At 68.8% G+C, this 24,421-nt stretch carries 20 protein-coding genes; 9 read left to right on the top strand and 11 right to left on the bottom strand.

From position 1 onward, the window contains the following. Nucleotides 1-10 precede the first annotated feature (10 nt). The 6 genes from BM004_RS23630 (at nt 11) to BM004_RS23605 (ending at nt 7,620) form a co-directional block, all read left to right on the top strand. The gene (locus tag BM004_RS23630) at nt 11-1,180 is read left to right on the top strand and encodes an acetyl-CoA acetyltransferase (RefSeq protein ID WP_093217315.1); all 1,170 of its coding nucleotides are present in this window, start codon (nt 11-13) and stop codon (nt 1,178-1,180) included. After that, nucleotides 1,177-2,766: an acyl-CoA synthetase gene (locus BM004_RS23625; RefSeq protein WP_093217311.1), complete on the top strand. Its 1,590-nt coding sequence runs from the start codon at nt 1,177-1,179 to the stop codon at nt 2,764-2,766. Before BM004_RS23630 ends, BM004_RS23625 begins: the two co-directional genes overlap by 4 nt. A gap of 60 nt (nt 2,767-2,826) precedes the next feature. Continuing rightward, a complete protein-coding gene (locus BM004_RS23620; protein ID WP_093130024.1) occupies nt 2,827-3,840 on the top strand; it encodes a TRAP transporter substrate-binding protein in 1,014 nt (337 codons plus the stop codon). Further along, nucleotides 3,837-5,789, top strand: a complete 1,953-nt coding sequence (locus BM004_RS23615) for a TRAP transporter large permease (RefSeq protein WP_093217309.1) — start codon at nt 3,837-3,839, stop codon at nt 5,787-5,789. The genes BM004_RS23620 and BM004_RS23615 overlap by 4 nt, the downstream gene beginning before the upstream one ends. Before the next feature lie 47 nt (nt 5,790-5,836). Then, the gene (locus BM004_RS23610) at nt 5,837-6,688 is read left to right on the top strand and encodes an alpha/beta fold hydrolase (protein ID WP_177206585.1); all 852 of its coding nucleotides are present in this window, start codon (nt 5,837-5,839) and stop codon (nt 6,686-6,688) included. Between the two features lie 155 nt (nt 6,689-6,843). Next, complete coding sequence (locus tag BM004_RS23605) at nt 6,844-7,620, top strand: IclR family transcriptional regulator (RefSeq protein ID WP_093217429.1); 777 nt, start codon at nt 6,844-6,846, stop codon at nt 7,618-7,620. Between the two features lie 19 nt (nt 7,621-7,639). On the opposite strand, the gene BM004_RS23600 is transcribed toward BM004_RS23605, so the two are convergent. The 9 genes from BM004_RS23600 to BM004_RS23560 are packed head-to-tail and all read right to left on the bottom strand — an operon-like array spanning nt 7,640 to nt 17,659. Continuing rightward, on the bottom strand, nt 7,640-8,413 hold the full coding sequence (locus BM004_RS23600; RefSeq protein WP_093217306.1) for a class II aldolase/adducin family protein: 774 nt from the start codon (nt 8,411-8,413) through the stop codon (nt 7,640-7,642). Further along, nucleotides 8,410-9,090 carry an FMN-binding negative transcriptional regulator gene (locus BM004_RS42050; protein ID WP_093217304.1) on the bottom strand — a complete coding sequence of 227 codons (681 nt, stop codon included), beginning with the start codon at nt 9,088-9,090 and terminating at the stop codon, nt 8,410-8,412. The genes BM004_RS23600 and BM004_RS42050 overlap by 4 nt, the downstream gene beginning before the upstream one ends. A gap of 9 nt (nt 9,091-9,099) precedes the next feature. Beyond that, nucleotides 9,100-10,095: an alpha/beta hydrolase fold domain-containing protein gene (locus BM004_RS42045; protein ID WP_093217301.1), complete on the bottom strand. Its 996-nt coding sequence runs from the start codon at nt 10,093-10,095 to the stop codon at nt 9,100-9,102. A 39-nt stretch (nt 10,096-10,134) separates the two neighbouring features. After that, nucleotides 10,135-11,061, bottom strand: a complete 927-nt coding sequence (locus BM004_RS23585) for a 2-hydroxyacid dehydrogenase (protein ID WP_093130030.1) — start codon at nt 11,059-11,061, stop codon at nt 10,135-10,137. Next, the gene (locus BM004_RS23580) at nt 11,058-12,722 is read right to left on the bottom strand and encodes an ABC transporter ATP-binding protein (RefSeq protein ID WP_093217298.1); all 1,665 of its coding nucleotides are present in this window, start codon (nt 12,720-12,722) and stop codon (nt 11,058-11,060) included. Before BM004_RS23580 ends, BM004_RS23585 begins: the two co-directional genes overlap by 4 nt. After that, entirely contained in the window at nt 12,722-13,621 is a 900-nt protein-coding gene (locus BM004_RS23575) for an ABC transporter permease (protein ID WP_093217295.1), read from the bottom strand. Before BM004_RS23575 ends, BM004_RS23580 begins: the two co-directional genes overlap by 1 nt. Nucleotides 13,622-13,633: 12 nt before the next feature. Continuing rightward, nucleotides 13,634-14,575 carry an ABC transporter permease gene (locus BM004_RS23570; protein WP_177206584.1) on the bottom strand — a complete coding sequence of 314 codons (942 nt, stop codon included), beginning with the start codon at nt 14,573-14,575 and terminating at the stop codon, nt 13,634-13,636. Nucleotide 14,576: 1 nt separating this feature from the next. Further along, nucleotides 14,577-16,169 carry an ABC transporter substrate-binding protein gene (locus BM004_RS23565; RefSeq protein ID WP_093217293.1) on the bottom strand — a complete coding sequence of 531 codons (1,593 nt, stop codon included), beginning with the start codon at nt 16,167-16,169 and terminating at the stop codon, nt 14,577-14,579. Between the two features lie 47 nt (nt 16,170-16,216). Next, the gene (locus BM004_RS23560; protein WP_093217290.1) at nt 16,217-17,659 is read right to left on the bottom strand and encodes an amidase; all 1,443 of its coding nucleotides are present in this window, start codon (nt 17,657-17,659) and stop codon (nt 16,217-16,219) included. 271 nt (nt 17,660-17,930) lie between these two features. Here BM004_RS23560 and BM004_RS23555 point away from each other — a divergent pair, with 271 nt between their 5' ends. Together BM004_RS23555 and BM004_RS23550 are read left to right on the top strand one after the other, a co-directional pair. Beyond that, complete coding sequence (locus BM004_RS23555) at nt 17,931-19,157, top strand: pyridoxal-phosphate-dependent aminotransferase family protein (protein ID WP_177206583.1); 1,227 nt, start codon at nt 17,931-17,933, stop codon at nt 19,155-19,157. Then, entirely contained in the window at nt 19,154-20,311 is a 1,158-nt protein-coding gene (locus BM004_RS23550) for a CaiB/BaiF CoA transferase family protein (RefSeq protein WP_093217285.1), read from the top strand. The genes BM004_RS23555 and BM004_RS23550 overlap by 4 nt, the downstream gene beginning before the upstream one ends. A gap of 45 nt (nt 20,312-20,356) precedes the next feature. Here BM004_RS23550 and BM004_RS23545 read toward each other — a convergent pair whose 3' ends face one another. Further along, entirely contained in the window at nt 20,357-22,429 is a 2,073-nt protein-coding gene (locus tag BM004_RS23545) for a 2Fe-2S iron-sulfur cluster-binding protein (protein WP_093217283.1), read from the bottom strand. Between the two features lie 39 nt (nt 22,430-22,468). Continuing rightward, nucleotides 22,469-23,080 carry a glutathione S-transferase family protein gene (locus BM004_RS23540; RefSeq protein ID WP_093217280.1) on the bottom strand — a complete coding sequence of 204 codons (612 nt, stop codon included), beginning with the start codon at nt 23,078-23,080 and terminating at the stop codon, nt 22,469-22,471. Between the two features lie 146 nt (nt 23,081-23,226). On the opposite strand from BM004_RS23540, the gene BM004_RS23535 reads away from it, so the two are divergent. Beyond that, the gene (locus BM004_RS23535) at nt 23,227-24,126 is read left to right on the top strand and encodes a LysR family transcriptional regulator (RefSeq protein WP_093217278.1); all 900 of its coding nucleotides are present in this window, start codon (nt 23,227-23,229) and stop codon (nt 24,124-24,126) included. The last annotated feature ends 295 nt before the right edge of the window (nt 24,127-24,421 follow it).

Raw genomic sequence — 24,421 nt, 5'->3', positions numbered from 1 at the left:
AGCAAAGCCCATGCACACCAACAGCTACATCGTCGGCTGGGGCCACACGCCCTTCTGCAAGCTCGACGCGGCGGACAGCGAGCAACTGATCCGTGACGCGGTCGAGCCCGCGCTGCGCACCGCAGGTCTGGAGGCCGGCGACATCGACGGCATCTTCGTCGGCCACTTCAACAGCGGCTTCCTGCCGCAGGATTTCAGCGCCTCGCTGGTGGCCATGGCGGTGCCCGGCCTGCGCCACGTACCGGCCGTGCGGCTGGAAAACGCCTGCGCCACCGGGTCGGCCGCGATCTGGGCCGCGCTGGACGCGGTGGCCAGCGGGCGCGTGCGCCACGCCTTGGTGGTGGGCTTCGAGATCATGAACGCGGTGCCCGGCCCGGTCATTGCGCAAACGCTGCTGCGCTGCTCCTACGTGAAGGAAGAAGGCGACACGCCCGCGGGCTTTGCCGGCGTGTTCGGCCAGATCGCGGGCGGCTACTTCGAGCGCTTCGGCGACCAGAGCGACGCGCTGGCGGCCATTGCGGCCAAGAACCATGCCAACGGCACGCACAACCCGTTTGCGCACATGCGGCGCGACCTGGGTTTCGACTTCTGCCGCAATCCGTCGGACAAGAACCCATTCGTTGCAGGTCCGCTCAAGCGCTCCGACTGTTCGCTGGTGTCCGACGGCGCCGCGGCGCTGGTGATCTCGGCCGCACCCGTGGGCTCGGCGACGGTACCCGCGGTGCGCTGGCGCTCGCGCACGCAGGTCAACGACTACCTGCCGCTGTCGCGGCGCGACCCCACGCGCTTCGAAGGCGCGGCGCTGGCGTGGCACCGCGGGCTGGCAGCGGCGCAGCTCACGCTCGACGACCTGGGCTTCGTGGAGACGCACGACTGCTTCACCATCGCAGAGCTGCTGGAGTACGAGGCCATGGGCCTGGCGCCGCACGGCCAGGGCGCGCGCGTGATTCTGGACGGCGTGACGCACAAGGACGGCAGGCTGCCAGTGAACCCGTCGGGCGGCCTGAAGTCGCGCGGCCACCCCATCGGCGCCACGGGTGTGTCGCAGCACGTGATGGCCGCGATGCAACTGAGCGGCACGGCCGGCGACATGCAGGTGGGCACGGGCAAGCCGGGTGCCGTGTTCAACATGGGCGGCGCGGCCGTCGCCAACTACCTCAGCGTGCTGGAGGCGGCGTGAGCGCAGCCCAGGCGGCCAACCTGTCGGTGCTGCTTGCGCAGACGGCGGCGCTGTTTCCCCAACGCGCCGGCCTGATCCTGGAAGAGCGCGAGTGGACTTGGCGCGAGATAGACGAGCGCGTCGACGCGCTCGTGCAGGGCCTGCGCGCGCTGGGCATGCGGGCCGGCGACAAGCTGCTGGTGCAGTCGCGCAACAACCTGGCGCTGTTCGAAAGCTGCTGGGCCGCGTTTCGCATGGGCGCGGTGTGGGTGCCCGTCAACTTCAGGCTCACGCCGCCGGAGGTGGCGTACCTGGGCAGTTCGAGCGAAGCCACGGTGATGCTGGCCGAAGACTGTTTTGCCGCACACGTGGACGCGGTACGCGCGGCCAGCACGCACCTGCGCCACGTGGTCGCTGCCGGCGTGCCGCGCCAGGGGGAGCACGGCTACGAGCCGATGCTTGCCGCAAACTCCGGCGCCGAAAAATCCATTGCCGATGTACAGGCCGACACGCCGCTCTGGTACTTCTACACCTCGGGCACCACCGGCAAGCCCAAGGCGGCGGTGCTCACGCACGGCCAGCTCGCGTTCGTGGTGACCAACCACCTCGCCGACCTGATTCCCGGCACCACCGAGCAAGACTGCTCCATTGCGGTCGCGCCGCTGTCGCACGGCGCGGGCATTCATGCGCTGCTGAACGTGGCGCGCGGCGCGGCCACGGTGCTGCCGCCTTCCGACAGGCTGGCGCCACGCAGTTTCTGGTCGCTGGTGGAACGCCACAAGGTGAGCAACGTGTTCACGGTGCCGACCATCGTCAAGATGCTGGTGGAAGACCCGTCGGTCGACGAGTTCGACCACGGCTCGCTGCGCTACGTGGTGTATGCCGGCGCACCCATGTACCGGGCCGACCAGAAGCGCGCGCTGCAAAAGCTCGGGCCGGTGCTGGTGCAGTACTTCGGGCTTGGCGAGGTCACGGGCTGCATCACGGTGCTGCCGCCGTCGATGCACTCGGCCGACGACGCCGATGCCAACGCGCACATCGGCTCGTGCGGACGGCCGCGCACCGGCATGGAGGTGGCCATCCTCGACGAGCAGATGCAACGCCTTCCCGCAGGCGCGGTCGGTGAAATCTGCTGCCGCGGCCCCGCCGTGTTCGCGGGCTATTTCAACAACCCGGGGGCCACAGCCGAGGCGCTGCGCGGCGGCTGGTTCCACACCGGCGACCTGGGCCGCGTGGACGCGCAGGGGCTGCTCTACATCACGGGCCGTGAGTCGGACATGTACATCTCGGGTGGCTCCAACGTCTACCCGCGCGAGGTCGAAGAAATTCTGCTGACCCATCCCGCGGTGCGCGAGGCCGCCGTGCTGGGCATGCCCGACCCCAAATGGGGCGAGGTGGGCGTGGCCGTGCTGGTGTGCAACCGCGACGGTGTGACGCCCGAGGACATCCTGGGCCACCTGGACGGCCGCTGCGCCAAATACCGCTGGCCGCGCCACGTTTTCTTCTGGGAGTCGCTGCCCCGGTCGGGCTACGGCAAGGTGACCAAGAACGACATACGCCGGCTGCTGGCCGAGCGTGGAGACATCGGGGAGGCCGCCACGAACTGAGCCTGCACTCTGCCCCCCGGACGATCGCATTCAAAACAAACCAAGACACCGAGACAAAGAATGAACATCCAACGCCGCACCGTGCTGCGCACCGCCGTCGCCGCCTCGAGCCTTGCGCTCCCGTTGCGCCACGCCCTCGCGCAGAAGAACGTCTTCAACTACAAGTACGCCAACAACCTGCCCGTGTCGCACCCGATGAACCTGCGGGCCAAGGAGATGGCCGACGCCATTCGCGCAGAGACCAACGGGCAGGTAGACATTCAGATCTTTCCCAACAACCAGCTGGGCTCCGACACCGACGTGCTGAGCCAGCTGCGCTCGGGCGGTGTGGAGTTCTTCACGCTGTCGGGGCTCATCCTGTCGACGCTGGTGCCGTCGGCTTCCATCAGCGGCGTGGGCTTTGCCTTCCCCGACTACGCGAGCGTGTGGAAGGCCATGGACGGCGACCTGGGCAGCCATATTCGCACGCAGATTGCCAAGGCCAACATCGTGGCCATGGAAAAGATCTGGGACAACGGCTTTCGCCAGATCACCTCGTCGAACAAGGCCATTGCAACGCCGGCGGACCTGAAGGGCTTCAAGATCCGCGTGCCGGTGTCGCCGCTCTGGACCTCCATGTTCAAGGCGCTGGACGCCGCGCCCACCTCGATCAACTTCGCCGAGGTGTACTCCGCGCTGCAGACCAAGATTGTCGACGGGCAGGAGAACCCGCTCGCCATCATCTCGACCGCCAAGCTCTACGAAGTGCAGAAGTTCTGCTCCATGAGCAACCACATGTGGGACGGCTTCTGGTTCCTGGCCAACAAGCGCGCGTGGGACAGGCTGCCGCCCGAGCTGCAGACCGTCGTTGCAAAGCACATCAACGCCGCGGCCATGAAGGAGCGCACCGACGTGGCCGAGCTCAATGCCAACCTGCGGAAAGAGCTCGCGGCCAAGGGCATGCAGGTCAACCAGCCCGACCCCGCCGCGTTTCGCGACCAGTTGCGCAAGGCCGGCTTCTACGCCGAGTGGAAGGGCAAGTACGGCGACGAAGCCTGGGCCCTGCTGGAGCGCAACACGGGCAAGCTCGCATGAACACGCCGCGCCCGGCGGCGCGGCCGCCAGAGCACCACGAAGGGCCTGCAGGAATCGACGACGAAGACACCACGGCGGGTGGGCACGGGCAAGGCCATGGCGACGCGGCCAACGAGGCCAGCCCGGCCTCGTTCGTGGCGCGCACCGAGCGCGTGCTGGGCACGCTGGTCGACACGGCCGCGGGCGCGCTGGTGCTGGCCGACGTGGCGGTGCTGCTGGCCGGCGTGGTCGCGCGGTTCGTGCTGCACAAGCCGCTGATCTGGTCGGACGAGCTCGCGTCGATGATCTTCATCTGGCTCGCGATGCTGGGCGCGGTGGTGGCGCTGCGGCGCGGCGAGCACATGCGCATGACGGCGATGGTGTCCAGGCTGACGGGGCCGCGCCGCCGCTTTGCCGAGGCCGTGTCGCTCTACGCCGCCCTCGCCTTCCTGGCGCTGGTGGCATGGCCTGCGTGGGAATACGCCAGCGAAGAGCGCTTCATCACCACGCCCGCGCTCGACATTTCCAATGCATGGCGCGCCGCCGCCCTGCCGGTGGGCGTGGCGCTGATGGGCATGTTCGCGGTGCTGCGGCTGTTGCGCGACTTCGACTGGAAGACCTCGACTCAGGCCTTCGCGGTGGTTTTCACGCTCATTGCGGCCTTCACGCTGGGGCGCGCGGTGTTCGAAGACCTGGGCCGGCTCAACCTGCTGGTGTTCTTCGTGGGCGTGGTGCTGGCCTGCGTGCTCAGCGGCATTCCGATCGCGTTCGCATTTGGCCTGGGCACCCTGGGCTACCTGGCGCTGACCACCGACACCGCCCTGCCCGTGATCGTCGGGCGCATGGACGAAGGCATGTCGCACCTCATCCTGCTGGCGGTGCCGCTGTTCGTGTTCCTGGGCCTGCTGATAGAGATGACGGGCATGGCCAAGGCGATGGTCGCTTTCCTCGCAAGCCTGCTGGGACATGTGAAGGGCGGGCTTTCCTACGTGCTGGTGGGTGCGATGTACCTGGTGTCGGGCATCTCGGGCTCCAAGGCGGCGGACATGGCCGCCATTGCGCCCGCGCTGTTCCCGGAGATGAAGAAGCGCGGCGCGGCCGAGGGCGAACTCGTGGCCCTGCTGGCCGCCACCGGCGCGCAGACCGAAACCGTGCCGCCGAGCCTGGTGCTCATCACCATCGGCTCGGTCACGGGCGTGTCGATTGCCGCGCTCTTCACCGGCGGCCTGTTGCCGGCCGTGGTGCTGGGGCTGATGCTGTGCGTGGTCGTGTGCTTTCGCAACCGGCATGAAGACCTGAGCCAGGTTGCGCGGCCGCCCATGCGCCAGGTGCTCAAGCTGGCCGGCGTGGCGCTGCCGGCGCTGGCGTTGCCCTTTGTGATTCGCGCGGCCGTGGTCGAAGGCGTGGCCACGGCAACCGAGGTGTCGACCATCGGCATCGTCTATGCGGTAGCGGCCGGGCTGCTGGTGTATCGGCAGTTCGACTGGCGAAGGCTGGGGCCGATGCTGGCGGCCACCGCGTCGCTGTCGGGCGCCATTCTGCTGATCATCGGCACGGCCACGGCCATGGCATGGGGGCTGACGCAATCGGGCTTCTCGCGCTGGTTGGCCGAGGTGATGGGCAGCCTGCCCGGCGGCGCGCCGATGTTCCTGGCGGTGTCGCTGGTCGCCTTCGTGGTGCTGGGGTCGGTGCTGGAGGGCATTCCGGCCATCGTGCTGTTCGGGCCGCTGCTGTTTCCGATTGCGCGGCAGCTGGGCATCCACGAGGTGCACTACGCCATGGTCGTGGTGCTGTCCATGGGCCTGGGGCTGTTCGCGCCGCCGCTGGGGGTGGGCTACTACGCGGCGTGCGCCATCGGCAGGGTGTCGCCCGACAAGGGCATCAAGCCGATCGTCGGCTACATGCTGGCCCTGCTGGTGGGCACCGTTGCCGTGGCGGCCATTCCGTGGCTGTCCATCGGGTTCCTTTGAGCTTGGGCCAATTCATTTCATAAAAGCAGACAGACATGGAGACAAACATGGAAGCAACGACAGGCATCGTGCGCAAGACCGTCGCAGTGGATGGCGACATCAGGCTGAGCTACCTGGAGGCGGGCAGCGGCCCGACCCTGGTGCTGCTACCGGGCTGGTCGCAAACGGCCGCGCAATACCGCCACCAGCTCGAAGGGCTGGCCGCCAGGCACCGCGTGATCGCGTTCGATTTGCGCGGCCATGGCGACGCCGACAAGCCGGGTCACGGCTACCGCATTGCGCGCCTGGCCACCGACCTGCAGAACGCGCTGGTTGCCCTCGACCTGAACCAGGTGACCATCGTCGGCCACTCCATGGGTTGCTCGGTGCTGTGGTGCCACTTCGACCTCTTCGGTGCGGGGCGCATCGGCCGCTATGTTTTCTGCGACCAGGCAACCTGCCTCACCCGCAACCCCGACTGGAGCGAGCAGCAGGTTGCGGACTACGGCCCCATCTTCACGGCCGACAGCGTGAGCGAAACCGCCAACGCGCTGCGCGGCCCTGGCGGCACCGAGGCCACCGTGGGCTTTCTGCGCGCCATGGTCACGCCCGGCATTTCCGCCGACCTGTTCCAGTGGATCGTCGACATGAACATGAAGATGCCGCGCGCCGCGGCGGCCGACATGCTCTACAACCACTGCCACCAGGACTGGCGCGAGGTGCTGCCGCGCATCGACCGGCCCACGCTGTTCATCGGTGGCAAGGGCAGCCTGGTGCCGCACAGCTGCATGCGGTGGGAGGCCACGCAGGTGCCGGGGGCGCGGGTCGAGATCTTCGACGACGCGGAGGCGGGCTCGCACTTCATGTTCATCGAGAACCCCGCGAAGTTCAATGCGCTGCTGGCGGGGTTTGCCGGGTAGGACCGCACACAGGCGCGAAGCCTCAGGGGTGGGCGAGCCGGAAAGTCGACGCGGGTGCATATCGTTAATCACACTCAAAGCATTGCGATGCGATACCCATGCGCTATCCTCTGGCCTTCGCTCCGCCCTACAGCGCCCCGGCGCATTTCCACCGCATGACCGCTCGCCCCGACACGCTCTACATCCAGTCCCTGGCCAAGGGCATGAAGGTGCTCGAATGCTTCGCCGACCATCCGGCGCCGCTCAGCCTCAACGACATTGCCGAGTTCTGCGAGATGGACCGCAGCGCCGCGCAGCGCATGGCCTACACGCTGGTGACGCTGGGCTACCTGGAGCGCGGCATCAACGGGCGCGGCTTCGTGCTCGGCAAGAAGATTCTGGAGCGCACCTTCGACTACCTGCGCAGCGTGCCGCTGCTGGAGCGCGCCACGCCGCTCATCGTCGACGTGCAGCGCGAATCGGGCGAGCGCGTGGAGCTGAGCCTGTTCGACGACCTCACGATCATCTTTGCGCTGCGCCGCCAGACCAAGCGCCAGACCTACACCACCACGCTGATCGGCCGGCGGCTCGCGACCATCCACACGGCCAGCGGCCGTTCGATCATGTCGCACCTGCCCGCCGAGGAGGTCGACGGCATCCTCGCGCGCTCGAGCGCCACGCCGCTCACATCGCGCACCGTGACGGACCACGCGCAGATCCGCGAAATGATCGCGCAGAGCGCGGCCGACGGCTACGCCATCGCGTCGGAGGAAAGCATGCTCGGCGAGATCAGCCTGGCCAGCGCGGTGCTCGACAACGAGAACCGCCCGATCGCCGCCATCGACATCTCGGGCTCGCTGGCCGACTGGAGCGCCGACGCCTTCGCCAAGCGCTTCGCGCCGATGCTGATGAGCGCCACCAAGGCGCTGAGCGGCAAGGCCGGGTTGTCCTGAACGTTCTTCTGCGCCTGCCTCAGAGCAGGCGCAACGCCGCCGCCCATACGCGGTTGCAATACGCCATGGCCGTGGGCCGCTCGAACTGGCGCGCGGTGCGCTCGCACACTTCTGCCGACGGATAGACCAGTTCGTCCCCGCCCGAGGTCGCCTTGATCTGCGCCTGGCACGCACGCTCCAGAAAGTAGATGTTCACGAAGGCTTCGGGAATGGTCGTGCCCGCGGCCAGCAGGCCGTGGTTGCGCAGCACCATGGCCTTGTGCGGGCCCAGGTCGGCCACCAGCCGCTCGCGCTCCTGCAGGTCGACGGCAATGCCTTCGTAGTCGTGATAGCCCAGCCGGTTGTAGAAACGCAGCGCATGCTGCGTGATCGGCAGCAGCCCCTTGGCGCGGCAGGCCACCGCGATGCCGTCGGCCGTGTGCGTGTGAATGACGCAGGCCAGGTCGTGGCGCGCCATGTGCACGGCCGAGTGGATGGTGAAGCCGGCCGCGTTCACGCGGTTCGTGGTCTCGGGGTCGCCGGGGTCCACGGGCTTGCCATCCATGTCGATCTTCACCAGGTCCTGCGGGCGCATCTCGTGAAAGAGCACGCCGTAGCGGTTGATGAGAAAGTGGTTCTCCGGCCCGGGCACGCGCGCGCTGATGTGCGTGTCGATCAGGTCGGTCATCCTGAAATGCGCGATGAGCCGGTAGAGCGCGGCGAGGTCTTCGCGCACCTGGGCTTCGGTGGGTTCGGCCCCGGCCGGGGCCGCGGCATCGGTGGCGCCCTGAAGGGGAATGTCGGCAAGGTTCATGACGTGCTTTCCAAAGACAACGAGGGGGCTGCGAGCGCTTCGCGCATGTCGCTCTGCGTGCGGATCAGGCCGGCCATTTCCAGGCTCTGCGCATCGCCCTGCGCTTCGAGCGCGGCAATGACGCCGAGGCGGTCTTCGACCGACTTGTCCTGGTTGAGCTTCATTTTCCCGGTGAGCGAAACGATCGGAATCTCCAGCGTGGCAATGACCCGCAGCCGAGAGCCGGTATGCGACATGGGAATCTCCCCGAAGTCCCAGCTGCCGCCCAGCGGCGTGTCGTAGTGCGCCACGGTGCGGCGCAGCACCTGCATGACCTTGTCTTCGTCCTCGCTCACGATCGGCTTGCCGCGCGCCTGCACCAGCGTGTAGTTCCAGGTCGGAAAGGTCATCTGGTTGCGGTACCAGCTCGGTGAAATGAAGGCATGCGGGCCCTGGAAGATCACCAGCACCTCGGCGGCCACCAGCAGGTCCTGGTACAGCGGGTCGTGGCGCGGCAGGTGCGTGACGAGCGTGCCGAACGGGGCGGCCGCGGTGGTCTCAGTGTCGACCAGGAAGGGCAGCAGCGACGACTGGATGCCGCTCGGGCCCTGCGTGACCAGCGTGGCGAAGCTCCAGGCGCGCATGCCCGCGTGCAGCGCGGCAATGTCTTTCTCGGCGTAGGCCGGTTGTACGAACATGGCGCGGCCTCAGTTCGCGACGACGGCCGAGCGCTCGCGCAGCCAGCGTGCCGTGTCCTCGAAGGCCTCGACCGCCAGGTCGGAGATGGACACGGCCTCCAGGAAGCTGTGGGCGGCGCCGGGGTAGACCTTCATGCGCACGTCGTTGCCCGCCGCGCGCATCATCTCGCCGAGCTCGACCATGTCGTCGTGCACCGGGTCGCATTCGGCCACCACCATCCACGTGGGCGGCAGGCTGCGCAGGTCGGCGCGCAGGATGTCCACGCGCGGGTCGGTCAGGTCGGCGCCGGTGGCCACGTGCATGGCGCGGAACCACATCATGCTCATGAGCGAGAGGCCGTAGTCGCCGCCGCCGTACTGGATGACCGAGTTGCGGTACAGGTTGCTGCTGACGCTGCCGTAGTTCAGCACGATGCCCTGCAATATCTTCTCGCCGCAGTCGCGCAACTCGAGGCTCGCGCCCATCGAGAAGTTGGCGCCGGCCGAGTCGCCGCCCACGAAGAGCTTCGCCGCATCGACGTCGAGCAGCGCGCCGTTGGCGGCCACCCAGCGCAGCACGTCGGCGCACTCCTGCATGGGGCGCGGGAACTTGGCGTCGGGCGCGCGCGTGTAGTGCACGCCGATGACCACGATGCCCGCGCGCTGCGCGTACTCGCGCATCACGCGGTCGTGCGTGTCGAGGCTGCCGAGCACGAAACCGCCGCCGTGCAGGTAGACGAACACGCCGGGCAAGGCACGCTGCACCGGGTAATGGGCGCGCACGCGCACGTCGCCGTGGCGCGTGGGCACGGTGTGCTCCACGCTGCGGGCCATCTCGGGGCCGCCGACGACCCAGCGCTTGCGCACGGTCTCGGCAATGTCGCGCGCCTGCGCGATCGACAGCGTCTCGCGGCGGCCGAACTTGCCCGCGTCGGCGTCCATGGCGCGCACGAACTGCTCGACCTGCGGGTCCAGCGTGGACCGGGTCGGAATGGGAACGGAAATGGCGGGGTCTTCGAAACTCATGGGTTCTCCAGCGGAATCAGGGGGGAAAGATGAAGGGGTTCAGTAGCCGCGGCTCATGTCGACCACGTTGTGAAGAGGCTGGCCGGCTTCGAGCCGGCGCACGTTGTCGGCCACCTGCTGCGCCACCACGGCGGACGAGGCCATGGTCGCCATGTGCGGCGTGACGATGACGCCGGGCGCCTGCCACAGCGGGTCGTCCTGCGGCAGCGGCTCGCTCGCGAACACGTCGAGCACGGCGCCGCGCAGCTGGCCGCTGTCGAGCGCGGCCAGCAGGTCGGGCGCCACCAGGTGCTCGCCACGGCCGCAGTTGACGATGGCCGCGCCGCGCGGCAAGGCGTCGAAGGTGCGCTTGCCGAGAATGCCGCGCGTGGCGTCGGTCAGCGGCAGCACGCACACGAGCACGTCGGTGCTGGCCAGGAAGGCGTCGAACGAGGCGGGGCCGCTGAACACCGTGAGGCCCTCGATGTCGTGCGCGGTGCGCGACCAGCCGTTCACGGCGTAGCCCAGGCCGAGCAGGCTGCGCGCAATGGCGCCGCCGAGCTTGCCGAGCCCCATGAGGCCGACGCGGCATTCGCCGGCCGGCGTCTGCAGCGGCCGCTGCCAGACGCGGTTGCGCTGGTTGGCCATGGCCACGTCGAGCCTGCGGTGAAAGTGCAGCACCGACCACAGCACGTACTGCACCATGCCGTCGGCCAGCTTGGGGTCGACCACGCGGCACACCGGCAGGCCGCGCAGGTCCTGCCCGGCCACCACGTTGTCGACACCGGCCGCGATGCTGTGCACCAGCCGCAGCCCGGGCATCTGCGCGTACACGCCGGGCGGCGCGTTCCAGCACATGGCGACTTCGGCCTCGCGAAAGGCCGGGTCGGGCCACACCACCACGTCGAGCTCGGGCGCGGCGGCCCGCACCAGCGGCGCAAAGTAGGCGAGGTTGGCCGACTGGCTGATCAATGCGACGCGCGTCATGCCAGTGCCTCCTCGGCCATCCGAGGGTTCTGCCCCGGAATGGCCGACAGCAGTTCGCGCGTGTAGGCGGCCGAGGGCTGTTCGAACACCTGCCTGGCCGTGCCCAGCTCGACCACCTTGCCGCGCTGCATCACCGCGATGCGGTGGCACAGGCGCGCGGCCACGCGCAGGTCGTGCGTGATGAAGACGATGCTCAGGCCGAGCCGCGCGCGGATCTCTTCCAGCAGGTCGAGGATCTGCGCCTGCACCGACACGTCGAGCGCCGACACGGCCTCGTCGGCGATCAGCACCTCGGGCTCCATCATCAGCGCGCGCGCAATCGACAGGCGCTGGCGCTGCCCGCCCGAGAACTCGTGCGGAAAGCGCTGCAGCGCGCTCGCGTCGAGCTGCACCAGCGCGAGCATGCGCAGCATGCGCGCCTCGACCTCGGCGCGCGTCTCGCCGTAGTTCATCGGGCCTTCGGCCAGCGAGCTGCCGATCTTCATGCGCGGGTTGAACGAGCGGAACGGGTCCTGGAAGATCATCTGCACGCGCTTGCAATGGGCACGCCACTGCGAGCGCGACAGGTGCGTCACGTCGATGCCGTCGAGCAGCACCTGCCCGCCGGTGGGCGCGGCCATGTGCGCCAGGCAGCGGCCCAGCGTGGTCTTGCCGGAGCCCGACTCGCCCACCACGCCCAGCGTCTCGCCGCGCGCCAGCGACAGCGACACGCCGTCGAGCGCGTTCACCACGCGCCGGCGCGAGGCGAAGAAGCTCGCGGTTTCGTAGCGCAGCGCGAGGTTCTTCACCTCGAGCACGGTGTCGCCACCTTTTTCATGCGCGTCGGCGCCGAACTCGCCGCGCGGCACCGCCGCCAGCAGCTTGCGCGTGTACGGCTGCTGCGGGTTGCGCAGCACCTCTTCGACCGTGCCGCTTTCGATGATTCGGCCGCGCTGCATGACGATCACGCGGTCGGCAATCTCGGCGACCACGTCGAAGTCGTGCGTGATGAAGAGAACGCCGTTGTCGTGCTTGTCGCGCAGCTCGTTCAGCAGGCGCAGCACCTGCGCCTGCGAGGTCACGTCGAGCGCGGTGGTGGGCTCGTCGGCAATGATCAGCGCGGGCTTCATGGCCAGTGCCATCGCGATCATCACGCGCTGGCGCTGCCCGCCGGAGAGCTGGTGCGGAAAGGCGCTGCGCAGCGTCTCGGGCGAGGGCAGCTTCACGTCGACCAGCAGCGCGAGCACGCGCCTGGCGACCTCGGCCGCATTGAGCGAGGCGTCGTGGAACTCGAAGACCTCGGCAATCTGGTCGCCCACGCGCATCAGCGGGTTCAGCGCGGTCATGGGCTCCTGGAAGATCATGGCCATGCGGTCGCCGCGCAGCGCGCGCAAGCCGGCGCGCGAGGTGTGCGTGATGTCCTTGCCTTCGAGCAGGATCTGCCCGCTTTCGAGCGTGAGCACGTCCTTGGGCAGCAGGCCCATCACGGCGCCCGCGGTCACCGACTTGCCCGAGCCGGACTCCCCGACGATGCAGACGATTTCCTTGCGCGCCACCGTGAGGCTGATGTCCTGCGCCGCGTACACGCGGTCGCTGGTGCCGGGCAGGCGCACGTGCAGGTTGCGCACCTCGAGGATGGGCGCGAGCGGGGACGCGCAAGGGTGGGGGGTGTGGGTCGGCATCAGTTCCTGCCTTTGCGCGCGAGGCGCGGGTCGAGCCGGTCGCGCAGGGCGTCGCCGAACATGTTGATGGCCAGGATCAGCAGCGCGAGAAAAGCGCCGGGAAACAGGATGATCCAGGGCGCGCGCTGGAAGTACGGCCGGCCCTCGGCAATGATGCTGCCCAGGCTCGGCACCTCGGGCGGGAAGCCCAGGCCCAGGAAGCCCAGCACTGCCTCGGTGAGGATGGCCGCGGCGCACACGAAGGTGGCCTGCACCACCAGCGGGTTGATGGTGCTCGGCAGGATGTGCCAGGTGAGCACGCGCAGGGTCGACGAGCCCATGCCGAAGGAGGCCTCGACGTACGGCTCTTCACGCACCGACAGCACCACGCTGCGCACCAGGCGCGCGATGCGCGGCACCTCGGGGATGGCGATGGCCAGCACCATGGTCGAGATCTGCGCGCCGCCCAGCGCCACCATGGCAATGGCCAGCAGCAGGCCCGGAATGGCCATGATGCCGTCCATGAGCCGCATGATGAAGGAGTCGAGCCGGCGGAAGTAGCCCGCCACGATGCCGAACAGCAGGCCCACCACCACCGAGCTCACGCTGACCAGCAAGGCCAGCGAGATCGACAGCCGGCCGCCGTGGAGGATGCGCGAGAACAGGTCGCGCCCGAGCGAGTCGGTGCCGAGCCAGTGCGCGGCCGATGCGCCCTGCAGCCGCTCGCGCGGCGCGATGGCCGCCGGGTCCTGCGAGGCCAGCAGCGGCGCGAACACCGACACCGCGATGAGCAGCAGCAGCAGGAGCAGCGACACCAGCATGACGCGGTCGTGCAGCAGCACGGAGGCCGCGGCGCGCAGCCGGGAAGGCGCGCGCGTCGGGGATGAAGTTGAAGGAGGATTCGTCACAGCGGCTGGCATGGTCGTTCCGTGTCAGTAGCGGATGCGGGGATCGAGCAGCACATAGATCAGGTCGATGGCAAGGTTCACGAACACGTAGATGAAGGAGAAGAACAGGATCGTTCCCTGCACCACCGGGTAGTCCCGCGCGAGCACGGCGTCGACGATGAGGCTGCCCACGCCGGGAATGTTGAAGATGGTCTCGGTGACCACCACGCCGCTGATGAGCGTGGTGACGGCCACGCCGACCACCGTGACGATGGGCGCCGCCGCGTTGCGCAGCGCATGGCGGAACAGCACGTAGCGCTCGGGCGCGCCCTTGGCGCGCGCGGTGCGCACGAAGTCTTCGCCCAGCACGTCGAGCATGCTGGCGCGCGTGATGCGCGTGATGAGCGCGACGAACACCGTGGCCAGCGTGAGGCTGGGCAGCACCAGCCGGTACAGGAAGCCGCCCACGCCGTCGGCCAGCGGCGCATAGCCCTGCACCGGAAACCAGTTGAGCGTGACGGAGAACACCAGGATCAGCACGTAGCCCACCACGAAGGCGGGCACCGAAAACGCGAGCACGGTCAGCGCCATGGTGACGCGGTCGAACGCGCGGCGGTGCCACCACGCCGACAGCACGCCCAGCGGAATGGCCAGCAGCACGGTGAGCAGCAGCGAGGTGAGCGCGAGCGCGGCCGTGGGGCCGATGCGCGCGCCGATGAGCGCGGACACCGGCTGCTTCGACACGATCGAGGTGCCCAGGTCGCCCTTGGCCAGGGCGCCCATGGCCAGCGCGTACTGCGTGGGCAGCGGCCGGTCGAGGCCGAGGTTGGCGCGGATCTGCGCGATGGTTTCCTCGCTGGCCATGTCGCCGGCAATGACCCGGGCCGGGTCGCCGGGCGCCATGCGCAGCAGCAGGAACACCACCGTGGCCACGATCAGCACCACCGGCACGGCGGCGAGCAGGCGCTTGAAGACGAGGCTCAGCACGTCACTTGCTCGACCAGAACAGGGGCAACTGCGCGTCCACGAGCTTGCCCATCTTCGCGTCGAAGGCCTTGTACTCGATGACTTCGCCCAGCGGCACGTAGAACACCTGCTCGTACGCGCGCTTCTGGATCGCCTGCGCGATCTGCGCGCGCTTGGCGGCGTCGGGCTCGCTGGCGAACTGGTCGCGCAGGCCTTCCATGGTGTCGTCCTTGGTCCAGCCGGGGTAGCCCACTTCGCCGCGGCCGTCCAGGTTGGGGTTGACCACCGGGTTGATCAGGTCGAGCACGACGATGCTCGACTGGAAGATGCTCCAGCCGCCCTTGTCGACCGGGTCCTTCTTGGTGCGGCGCGCCAGCAGCGTGGTGAAGTCCATGGCCTGCATGTCGACGTTCATGCCGATGCTGCGCAGCGCCTGCGCGGTGATGGGCGCGATGTTGACCAGGCTGCGCACGTCGGTCGAGTGCAGCACCACCACCTTCTCGCCCTTGTAGCCGCTTTCCTTGAGCATCTGCTTGGCCTTGACCAGGTCGGGCTTGTGGATCTGCGTGGCGCCCTCTTCCGACTTGTAGGGCGAGGAGCAGGTGAGCACCGCGCCGCACACGCGGTAGCGCTTGGGGTCGCCGATGGAGGCGTCGAGGTAGTCGAGCTGGTAGAGCGCGGCCATGGCGGCGCGGCGCACCTTCACGTTGTCGAACGGGGGCTGCATCCAGTTCATGCGCAGCGTGTACATGTTGGTCTCGCGGCTCTTGGGCGCGGTGCTGACGCCCTTCACGCCGTCGAACTGCGACAGCAGGTCGGGCGCGACGTTCTCGATGAAGTCGATCTCGCCGTTGCGCATGGCGTTCACCGCGGTCTGGCCGTCGGCGATGTTGACCACCTCGAGGCGGTCGATGTTCACCACCTTGCCGCCCGCGAAGTTGCTGGCCGGCTCGCTGCGCGGCACGTAGTCGGCAAACTTCAGGTAGGTGGCCTTCACGCCCGGCTGGAAGTCGGCCTGCACGAACTTGTAGGGGCCGGAGCCGACCATCTCGGTGATGGCTTCGTTGGGCGAGGTCGCGGCCAGGCGCTTGGGCATGATGAAAGGCACCGGCGAGCCGGGCTTGGCGAGCGAGTCCAGCACCAGGCCGTACGGCTTCTTCAGCTGCAGCGTGAAGGTGTTGGCGTCGACCGCGGCCATCTTCTCGGTGACGGCCATCAGGCGCGTGCCCAGGGCGTCGCGCGCGGCCCAGCGCTGCAGCGAGGCGATCACGTCGTCCGACGTGACGGGCGAGCCGTCATGGAACTTGAGGCCGGGGCGCAGCGTGAAGGTGTAGGTGAGCTTGTCGGGCGACAGCTTGAAGGTGTTGACCATCTGCGGCTGCGGCTTGCCTTCGCTGTCGAGCGAGAACAGCGTGTCGAACACCAGGTAGCCGTGGTTGCGGGTGATGTAGGCGTTGGTGAAGATGGGGTCGAGCACGCGCAGCGGCGCATGCATGACGACCTTCACGGTCACGTCGTCCTTGGCGTCCTTGGCGTCCTTGGCGAAGGACGGCACGGCCGGCAGGGCCATGGCCGCGCACAGGGCGATCGCGGCGAGGAACAGGTTCTTCTTCATGTGGATCCTTGAGGGGGCGGAGGTGAATGAATCGAGGGATGAGTGGTTCAGCCGCGCGCGGCCGGGCGCACCGACGCCCAGGGCGCCGCGCGTTCCAGCTGGGCGGACAGCGCAAGCACCTGGTCTTCGCGGCCGAAGTGCCCGATGAGCTGCGTGCCGATGGGCACGCCCTCGGCGGTGCGGTTCATCGGCAGTGTCGCCGCCGGCTGGCCCGAGGCATTGATCACGGCCAGGAAGGTGGCGTAGCGCGACACCTTGCTGCGAAAGTCCCAGAAGCCGCCGGTGAGCGCGAGCTCGCCGAGCTTCACGGGCAGCTGCGTGAGCGTGGTGCTGATCACGATGTCGCAGCCGCGCATGGCCGCCTCGAAGGCGCGGCCGATGGCATGAAAGCGCTGGATGGCTTCCACGTACTGCGTGGCGGCAATGCCCTTGCCGACCGCATAGCCGTCGCGAATGACCTCCTCGATGTCGTCGGCCGCCAGCGCCCTGCCCCGCAGCTTCACGCGCGTGTCGACCGCCAGCACGATGTTCGACGCCAGCACGGACCCGTGCGCGCGCACGAACGCTTCGTAGTCGATGTCGGGCAGCGGCACCTCGACGATCTCGTGGCCCATGTCGCGGCACAGCGCCACGGTGCGCTCCACGGCGGCCTGGCATTCGGGCGCGATGGCAATGCCGTTCCACGCATGGCGCCACACGCCGATGCGCAGCGCACGCTCGGGCGCGCGGCCGATCAGTTCGAGGTAGCTGCCGGCCTTGGGCGGCGCGCCGTACGGTGCGCCCGGCTCGTAGCCGCTGATGGCGTCCATGGCGGCGGCGGTGTCGCGCACGGTGCGCGTGAGTACACCGTCCACCGCCATGCCGCCCCAACCTTCGTTGCGGAACGGGCCCATGGGCACGCGGCCGCGCGACGGCTTCAGGCCGTACACGCCGCAGCAGGCGGCGGGCAGGCGGATGGAGCCGCCGCCGTCGCTGCCGTGCGCAACCGGCACGATGCCCGCGGCCACGGCCACCGCCGCACCGCCGCTGGAGCCGCCGACCGAGCGGCTGCGGTCCCAGGGGTTGAAGGTGGCGCCGCCGTTGCGCACGGCCTCGGTCGACGGGCCCATGCAGAGCTCGGACACGGTGGAGCGCGCGAAGGAGATCAGGCCGGCCTTTTCGAAGCGCTCGGTCAGCGTGGCGTTCACCGTGTAGGTGGTGTCGTCGAGCAGGCGCGAACCGATGCTCGACGGAAAGCGCGTGGACGCGAGCCCCGAGTCCTTCAGCAAAAACGGAATGCCGCCGAACACGCCGCGCGGCTGCCAGTCGCGCGCCAGCGCCAGCGATTCGTCGAAGCGCTCGTAGGTCAGCGCGTTCAGGTCGGCGTGGCGGCGCGCGGCGTCGGTGGCGCAGGCCATCAGGCCCTGCGAGCTGGTTTCGCCTTCGGCCAGCAACCGGGCCATCTCGACGCCGTCGAGCGCGTCATATTCGTTCGGCGTGAACGCACTCATGCGTGCACCTCATTCATTAAGTATTGCATTGCGATCTTTAAATATTGCATGTAGATATATTCCCATGTTTGCCGCAACGGGGCAATCCGAACCTCATCGGTACAAACCCGTCATCAGAAAGCCTCATCGTGGTGCATCATCCTCAATAAGTATCTTTAAGCGATACATGAAAATTGCTATACGATTTATTTAAGCAAGCTTCGTGCACAGATTGGCGTGAAGTTCTTCTTTTTCCGCGGCGCGCTGCCGCGACCTTTCCAGGACGATTGCCTTGAACCCTTCTTCCTCACCCCGCATCCCGGGCACGCCCTTCCTTCATGCCCCCGGCCCCACGCGGCTGCCGGCGCAGGTCGTGAACGCCATGGGCACCCAGCCGCTGGAGCTCGGCGACCCCGCGCTGGACACGCTCATCGCGCGTTGCGAAGACGGCCTGCGGCGCGTGTTCGGCACGCGCGAGTCCGACGTCTTCCTGTATGCGGCGAACGGCCATGGGGCGTGGGAGGCCACGGTCTGCAACCTCGTGGCACCGGGCGGCTGCGCGGTGGTGGCGGGCAGCGGCACCTTCTCGGAAGCCTGGGCCGCGCATGCCGAAGGGCTGGGCGTGCGCGTGCAACGCACCGCATGCGAAGACGGCCACGCGGCCGACCCCGGCGCGGTCGAGCAGCTGCTGCGCGCCGACACCGCGCGCGAGATCGCCGCGGTGTTCGTGGTGCACACCGACACCGGCAGCGGCGTGACCAGCGACATGCAGGCGTTTCGCGACGCGATCGATGCCGCTTCGCACCCCGCGCTGCTGGTGGTCGACGTGGTGGCTTCGCTGGCCGCCGCGCCGTTCGACATGGATGCGCTGCGCGTGGACGTGGCCATCGGCGCGTCGCAGAAGGCGCTGATGGTGCCGCCGGGCCTGTGCTTCGTGGCGGTCAACGGCAAGGCCATGCGCGTCGCCGAAAACAACAAGGCGCCGCGCGTCTACTGGGACTGGCTGCGCCGCAAGAGCGAGCTGAGCTACCGCAAGTTCTGCGGCACGCCGCCGCAGAGCCTGCTGATGGGACTCGACGCGGCGCTGGGCCTGGTCTTCGAGGAAGGGCTGGCGCAGGTCATCGCGCGGCATCGCCTGCTGGCCGGCGCGGTGCAGGCGGCGGTGGAAGGCTGGAGCGAGCGCGGCGACCTGGCCTTCCACGTGCGCAACCCGGCGTCGCGCTCGGTGTCGGTCACCACCATCGCGGTGCGCCCGGGCATCGACCCGGAGGCGCTGCGCACGCTGGCGCGCGAGCGCTTCCAGGTCGGCATTGCGGGCGGGCTGGGCAGCCTCGCGGGCAGGATCTTCCGCATCGGCCACCTGGGCGACCTCAACGCGCCGATGGTGCTGGGCTGCCTGGCGGGCGTGGAGGCCGCCATGAGCGCGAGCGGCATCGCCTACGGGCCGGGCGTGGCGCACGCGGTGCGCGTGCTCTCGGCCCCTATCGAAGAGAAAGACGCGAAAGAGGCCGCGCGATGAACGGCCCGCTGCACGGCGTGCGTGTGATCGACCTGACCTCCGTCGCGATGGGCCCCTACGCGACGCAGATCATGGGCGACATGGGCGCCGACGTGATCAAGATCGAATCGAAAGACGGCGACGTGTTCCGCCATGTGGCACCGGCCCGGCACGCGGGCATGGGCGCGCCCTTCCTGAACCTCAACCGCAACAAGCGCAGCGTGGTGCTCGACCTGAAGTCGGCGCCCGACGCCGCGCAGCTGCGCGAGCTGGTGCGCCATGCCGACGTGTTCGTGTCGAACGTGCGGCCGAAGTCGATGGCCCGCCTGGGCCTGGACGACGCCGCGCTGCGCGCGCTGAACCCGCGGCTCATCTATTGCGCGGCGGTCGGCTTCTCGGAGAAGGGGCGCTATGCGGGCCGGCCGGCGTTCGACGACATCATCCAGGCCATGAGCGGCCTCGCGGCCGTGCAGGCCAACCCGCAGACGGGCCACCCGGCGTACGTGAACACCATCCTGGCCGACAAGACCGCCGGCCTCACCGTGGCCTACGCGGTGGCGATGGCGCTGTACGAGCGCGAGCGCTCGGGCCTGGGCCAGGCCATCGAGGTGCCGATGTTCGAGACGCTGGCCGCCTTCACCATGGTCGAGCACCTCGCGGGCCACACCTTCGCGCCGCCCGAAGGCCCGATGGGCTACGAGCGCCTGCTTTCCAGCGCGCGCCGCCCCTACCGGACGCAGGACGGCTTCATCGCGCTGCTGCCCTACACCACCGCGCAGTGGCAGCGCTTCTTCCGCCTCGCGGGCCGGCCGGAGGTGGCCGAAGACCCGCAGTACATGGAGCCGGCGCAACGCAGCCGCAACATCCACGCGCTGTACGGCATGCTGGCCGACCTGGTGCTGCAACGCACGACCGCGCAATGGCTGGCCTTGCTGGCGGACGCCGACATCCCGCACTCCGAAGTGCTGTCGATGGAGGCCGTGATGGCCGACCCGCACCTGCGGGAAAGCGGGCTCGTGCAAGCGCACGCGCACCCGACCGAAGGCGCGCTGCAGATGCTGGGCATACCGACCGGCTTCTCGCGAACGCCGGGCAGCATCCGCGCGCCCGCACCGGCGCTGGGGCAGCACCGCATCGACGACATCGCGAACGAATGGAGCGCCGCCGCCGGGTAGCCAGGTGGCGATGACAGGCCTCCACGCGCGCGGCATGGCGCCGCGCTACAGGGCCAGCTGCAGCGCGCCCTTCGATGCCTGCATGGCTTGCGACGGCACCGCGCAGCAGACCAGCGCCTCGCCCGCGGCCACCGGAAACGACGGCTTCTCCGCATAGGTCACCTCGCCTTCGAGCACGCGCGTCTTGCAGGTGCCGCAGCTCCCGCCGCGGCAACCGAACGAGGGAGAAAGCCCGCGCGCCTCCGCCACGTCGAGCAACGAACCGTCGCCCGGGTTCCAGCGCCCTTCCTTCCCCGATTCCGCGAAGACGATGCGAACCGATTCGGTGGCCGGCGGCGGCATCGCCGGTGCTTCATCGCCACCGGCCGAACGCTTCAACGACGACGGCCCGAAGGCCTCGGCATGGATGCGATCGTCGGCCACGTTCAGCTCGCGCAGGCCGTCGTAGGTCGCCTGCATGAAGGCCGACGGACCGCACAGGTAGAAGTCGTAGTCACCGAACGGCAGCGTCGCCTTCAGCAGTTCGATGTCGATGCGGCCTTCCTTGTCATAGTCGCGGCCGACCACGGCGCTGCCGGGTTGGCTGAGCGTGCGAACCCAGCGCACGCCGCCCTTGCCCGCCTCGACCAGCGCGGCGATCTCGTCGTCGAACGGACGCTCCTCGCGCGTGCGCGCCGAGTGGAACAGCCAGGTCGGCCGCAGGGTTCGCGTGCGCTTTCCCTCGTGCACGAGGTGGCGCAGCATCGCGAGCATGGGCGTGATCCCGATGCCGGCGGCGAGCAGCACGACCGGCCGGCGCTGCGCGGCGTCCACCGTGAAACCGCCAGCCGGCGCCTTCACTTCGAGGATGTCTTCGGCGCCAAGCGCATGCAGTCGGCGCGAGGCCTTGCCCTCTTTCTTGACGCTGATGCGGTACTGGCCGTCCGACGGCGCCAGCGACAGCGTGTAGGTGCGGGTCAATGCCTCGCCGCCGTCCGGCAGCGCGATGCGCACCGGCAGGTGCTGGCCGGCCAGCGGCGGCACCATGGCCACGCCGTCCGCCGGCGCCAGGTAGAGCGAACGGACGGACGCGCTTTCGTCCACCGTGCGCGTCACCCGGAACGGCCGCCAGCGCTGGGCCAGCGCCATCGCGGCCAGTCGCTGGTCGGCGTCGGCCCAGCTGCCGGTCATGAGCAGGTTCGGCGACCAGCCCTCGGGCTCCATGCGCCAGCGCAGCGGCAGGCCTTCGGGGCGGTGCACCACGCGGCGCGGCGTGAAGGTCCACAGCCGCTCGGCGCCTTCGAACGCGGCGATCTCCGGCGAATCGAGCACGACCGTCGCCTCGCCGGTCATCTGCAGCATGTCGCCGGTTTCCGAATCGATGAACAGCAGGCCTGCCTTCGGGTTGAGATGAAAATTCCCCAGCGTCATGAAGAACAGGTTCCCCGAGAAGTCGGGAATGGTGAGCACGCCGTCGTCGCCGATGCGCACGAAGCCGGGCTTGCCGCCGCGATGGGACACGTCGACCTGGCGGGTGCCGTCTTCGCGGTCCACGTAGGAGGCGACGTAGAAGGTGTCGGCGCGCGCGATCATCTCGCGTGCGCGCGCGTCGAGGGCGCCGAGCTCGACCGCGGGGCGTTCGGACAGCACCGCCGGATCGCGCGCGAAACTGAAGTTGCGGTTCTGGATGTAGCGCGGGCAGTTGCCGAAGCTCTGCGTGACCGTGATGTCGAACGCGTTGCCATCGCTGCGCCTGAGGTTCCCGTTCATCCGGTTGCGCCGGCGCGTCATCAGGTCGATGCCGAGCAGGCCGATCGCGTCGCCCGCTTCCATGCCGCGCTCCGCCGGGTCGCCCGGGTCGCGCCGCGCGCCGATGCGCAGCGTCGCGGGGTCGGGCGACTGCAGGAAGCCCGGCTCGCCCGCGCGCACCGTGGCCCATGCGTCACCCTGCGGATCGACCGCGCCGAGCACCACGAAGTGCAGCAGCGGGTAGAAGCCGCGGTGCTGGTCGAGCAGGAAGTTCCTGACGTACAGCCGGCCCGGCCGGTCCATGAGCCGGACCACGCCGATGCTCTCCTGCAGGGCGAGTTCGCCGGCGTGCCAGGGCGATTCGGCGGTGGTCTGGGGTTGGGTGTTCATGGAAGTGCCGTGCGCAGGGTTTGTCAGGTCATCGGGAAATCAGGCCGCCAGGCCCACCGGTGTCTTGCGGAACTCGACGAAGCCCGGCAGCGCCTCGATGCGCGCGAGCCAGGCCCGCACGTTCGGGTAGGCCTGCAGGTCGACGTTGCCTTCGGGCGCGCGGGCGATGTAGCTGTACAGCGCCACGTCCGCCACGGTGGGCGACGCGGCAACGATGAAGCTGCCGCCGGACAGTTGCGCCTCGATCACCGCGAGCACCGCGTGTGCACGGGTGATGACTTCCTCGGGCTTGAAGCCCGCGCCGAACACCGTGATGAGCCGTGCGGCGGCCGGTCCGTAGGCGATCTGCCCCGCGGCCACGCTCAACCACTTCTGCACCGCCGCCGACGCGACGGGGTCGTCGGGCAGCCAGTCGGTGAGCTTCAGCTTCTTGGCGACGTAGACCAGGATGGCGTTCGAATCGGTCACGACGGTGCCGTTGTCGTCGAGCACCGGCACCTGGCCGAAGGGGTTCAGCGCGAGGAACTCGGGCTGCTTGTGCGCGCCGGCCATCAGGTCGACTTCGACCAGCTCGTGCTGCGCGCCGACCAGGTTCAGGAAGAGGCGTGCGCGATGCGAATGGCCGGAGAGGGGGTGGTAGTAGAGCTTCATGGCAGGTTCCTTGTGTGAGGTGTCGAACAGGCGGAGCACCGTCCGTGGAACCGATGGTCCTTCTTATCGCGCGCCTCTAGAATCCCTGCGGGCTGCAAGTCACCCTTCTCGAATCGTCAATAAACCACCGGGCACAAGGCACAGCGATGGATCGGATACAGGCCATGGCGGCGTTCCTGGCGGTGGTGGAAACCGGCGGCTTCGCCTCCGCCGCGCGCCGTTTGAACGTGTCGCCCTCGGTCGTCACGCGCGCCGTCGGCGAACTCGAGGAACGCCTGGGCGTTCGCCTGCTCACGCGCACCACGCGCTTCGTGCGCGTCACCGAGGCGGGAACGACCTACGCGGACAACTGCCGCCGCATCCTGGCGGACATCGAGGAAGCCGACAGCACCGCCGCGGGCGCGCACGCCGCGCCCCGGGGCCAGCTCACCGTGACCTCCTCGGTGAACTTCGGCCGCATGTACGTGTCGCCGATCGCGCGCAGCTACCTGGCGCGGTTTCCCCAGGTGGACATCAACTGCTGGTTCATGGACAGGATGGTCAACCTGGTGGACGAAGGCGTCGACGTCGCGGTTCGCATCGGCGAACTGCCCGACTCGTCGCTGCAGGCGATCAGGGTCGGGCGTGTACGCCAGGTGCTGTGCGCTTCACCGGGTTACCTGCGCGCGCAGGGCACGCCGCAGCGGCCCGAGGACCTGTCGCAGCATGTGGTGATCGCCGCGACCGGCATCACGCCGACGCCCGAATGGCGCTTTCGCGACGGCAACAAGCCCGTGACGACTCGGCTGCAGCCCCGACTCACGACCACGATGAACGAGGCGGCCGCCGAGTCCGCCGCGGCGGGCTTCGGCATCACGCGCCTGCCGCTCTACCAGATTGCACAGGCCGTGAAGGACGGCACCCTCGCGCTGGTGCTCGAGGACTTCGAGCGGCCCGCGGTGCCGATCCACGTGGTTCACCGCGAAGGGCGGCACGCAACGCACAAGGTGCGCGCGTTCATCGACATGGCTGTCGAAGCATTGCGGAACGACCCGGACCTGCAGTAGCGCCCAAACCTGCGCAAAGCACCGAGAGCAGCCGCTGCAGCAGCCTCTTGCCTGCCGCGAGCGGGCCGGCTTCGTCATCGCCGGTGGCCTGGGCCCGGACCCACACTTCGTCGCCGCCGAGATCGGCGGGCACTTCGTCGTAGAAAGGTGATGGCAACATGTCGGCTCCGCAATCGGTCTCGGTGCCTCGACTGTGGGAGATCGGCTGCGCGGCGTGAATCCGTCTGCCGCGCAATTCATTCCTGCGGATTCCGATGCAATTGCACCAAAGTCGAAACGCGCTCGCCGCAACAGC

Origin of the sequence: Variovorax sp. OK212, assembly GCF_900112425.1 — a bacterium.
Classification (GTDB): Bacteria; Pseudomonadota; Gammaproteobacteria; order Burkholderiales; family Burkholderiaceae_C; genus Variovorax.
Note: the sequence above shows the minus strand (reverse complement) of the source record. Positions and strands in the feature narration are given on the sequence as shown.

Excerpts from the sequence above, each read along its gene's own strand:
- BM004_RS23565 (WP_093217293.1), bottom strand. The coding sequence starts at position 16,169 with ATGAAGAAGAACCTGTTCCTCGCCGCGATCGCCCTGTGCGCGGCCATG.
- BM004_RS23550 (WP_093217285.1), top strand. The coding sequence starts at position 19,154 with ATGAACGGCCCGCTGCACGGCGTGCGTGTGATCGACCTGACCTCCGTC.
- BM004_RS23560 (WP_093217290.1), bottom strand. The coding sequence starts at position 17,659 with ATGAGTGCGTTCACGCCGAACGAATATGACGCGCTCGACGGCGTCGAG.
- BM004_RS23535 (WP_093217278.1), top strand. The coding sequence starts at position 23,227 with ATGGATCGGATACAGGCCATGGCGGCGTTCCTGGCGGTGGTGGAAACC.
- BM004_RS42045 (WP_093217301.1), bottom strand. The coding sequence starts at position 10,095 with ATGAGTTTCGAAGACCCCGCCATTTCCGTTCCCATTCCGACCCGGTCC.
- BM004_RS23580 (WP_093217298.1), bottom strand. The coding sequence starts at position 12,722 with ATGCCGACCCACACCCCCCACCCTTGCGCGTCCCCGCTCGCGCCCATC.
- BM004_RS23600 (WP_093217306.1), bottom strand. The coding sequence starts at position 8,413 with ATGAACCTTGCCGACATTCCCCTTCAGGGCGCCACCGATGCCGCGGCC.
- BM004_RS23610 (WP_177206585.1), top strand. The coding sequence starts at position 5,837 with ATGGAAGCAACGACAGGCATCGTGCGCAAGACCGTCGCAGTGGATGGC.
- BM004_RS23575 (WP_093217295.1), bottom strand. The coding sequence starts at position 13,621 with ATGCCAGCCGCTGTGACGAATCCTCCTTCAACTTCATCCCCGACGCGC.
- BM004_RS23540 (WP_093217280.1), bottom strand. The coding sequence starts at position 23,080 with ATGAAGCTCTACTACCACCCCCTCTCCGGCCATTCGCATCGCGCACGC.
- BM004_RS23605 (WP_093217429.1), top strand. The coding sequence starts at position 6,844 with ATGACCGCTCGCCCCGACACGCTCTACATCCAGTCCCTGGCCAAGGGC.
- BM004_RS23615 (WP_093217309.1), top strand. The coding sequence starts at position 3,837 with ATGAACACGCCGCGCCCGGCGGCGCGGCCGCCAGAGCACCACGAAGGG.
- BM004_RS42050 (WP_093217304.1), bottom strand. The coding sequence starts at position 9,090 with ATGTTCGTACAACCGGCCTACGCCGAGAAAGACATTGCCGCGCTGCAC.
- BM004_RS23585 (WP_093130030.1), bottom strand. The coding sequence starts at position 11,061 with ATGACGCGCGTCGCATTGATCAGCCAGTCGGCCAACCTCGCCTACTTT.
- BM004_RS23630 (WP_093217315.1), top strand. The coding sequence starts at position 11 with ATGCACACCAACAGCTACATCGTCGGCTGGGGCCACACGCCCTTCTGC.
- BM004_RS23545 (WP_093217283.1), bottom strand. The coding sequence starts at position 22,429 with ATGAACACCCAACCCCAGACCACCGCCGAATCGCCCTGGCACGCCGGC.
- BM004_RS23620 (WP_093130024.1), top strand. The coding sequence starts at position 2,827 with ATGAACATCCAACGCCGCACCGTGCTGCGCACCGCCGTCGCCGCCTCG.